General features: G+C 64.5%; 2 protein-coding genes. One reads left to right on the top strand and one right to left on the bottom strand.

Going from position 1 to position 1,196, the window contains the following annotated elements:
• Positions 1–836: Gfo/Idh/MocA family protein (locus tag FHW96_RS25910; RefSeq protein ID WP_172343447.1), on the bottom strand; the 836-nt coding region annotated here is incomplete at its 3' end.
• A gap of 114 nt (positions 837–950) precedes the next feature.
• On the opposite strand from FHW96_RS25910, the gene FHW96_RS25905 reads away from it, so the two are divergent.
• Positions 951–1,196, top strand: a 246-nt coding sequence (locus tag FHW96_RS25905; protein WP_172343446.1) for a dihydroxy-acid dehydratase, incomplete at its 3' end; no start/stop codon positions are given.

The following is a 1,196-nucleotide window of genomic DNA, read 5'->3' as shown; positions in this document are numbered from 1 at the left end:
TGCCCCGCATCAATCAGGCTGGCAAAACGGGCGTAGAGCCGGGGATATTCGGCATCGGGCGCAATATTCTGCGCCTTGCCGTCAAGGGTCATCCGCTGGCCGCCCTGCGTCAGTTCCAGCAGGCCGGCATCGGTGTCGATGGCAATATCCCATTGCGGCGCGCCGGGGTGCAGGATTGACAGGTCACAGGCCACTTCGGCCCCGGCATGGCGCATGGACAGGTGTGCGGTCATCGGCGCCTGACGGTTGGCGGGGATCCCCAGATCCGCGCTTTCCAGCGCCAGCGGTTGGGGCAGAATATGCGTCAGAATCGAGAAGGCGTTGATCGCGGTGTCGAACACGCCGAAGCCGCCCGCCGCCAGCAGCCAGTCCTGCCCCGGATGCCAGACGCGCACATCCTCGCGCCAGTGGAGGCGCACGGCCTTGATCTGCCGCGCGGCCAGCCATGCGGCGGCGGCATCGACGGCGGCGCTTTCTCGGCTGTGCCATGTGGCCAGCATGGTGCGGCCCGTGCCCGCCCGGACCAGTGCGTCAAGCTGCGACAGACCGGCGGCGGGCGGCTTTTCCAGCATCACATGCATTCCAGCCGCCAGCGCGCGATGGGCCAGCCCCGCGCGCACCGAGGGCGGGGTGCACAGCACAATCGCATCCAGCGCCAGTCGGGCATCGAGCAGGGCATCGAGGCTGGTATAGGAAGCAATGCCCTCCAGCCCGCCCATAGGGTCGGCCGTGGCGGTCAGGGCAAAGCGTGGATTTCCGGCAATAGCGGGCAGATGCTGATCGCGGGCGATTTTGCCCAGCCCAACCAAACCCAGTCGAATCAGGGGATTATTCATGAATGCATCCTCGCGCTTTACTTTTATATGATATATATGTTTATAAGCGTCAACAGCAAGCTGGCGCGGCGCGGGATTCGTGCGATCGGTCGGCGCGAAGGAGACTGAAAAGCGATGTCCGAGCAAAATCCCAAGATCTCGCTGCGCAGTCGTGCATGGTTCGACAATCCGGCCTCGCCCGACATGACCGCGCTCTATCTGGAGCGCTACCTCAACTATGGCCTCTCGATGGAGGAACTCCAGTCCAACCGCCCGATCATCGGTATTGCCCAGACCGGCAGCGATCTTTCGCCCTGCAACCGCCATCATCTGGTGCTGGCCGAGCGCGTGCGCGACGGCATCCGCGAGGCGGGCGGCATT

The organism is Novosphingobium sp. SG751A (assembly GCF_013149295.1).
Classification (GTDB): Bacteria; Pseudomonadota; Alphaproteobacteria; order Sphingomonadales; family Sphingomonadaceae; genus Novosphingobium.
This window is presented reverse-complemented; position numbering and strand designations above follow the sequence as displayed.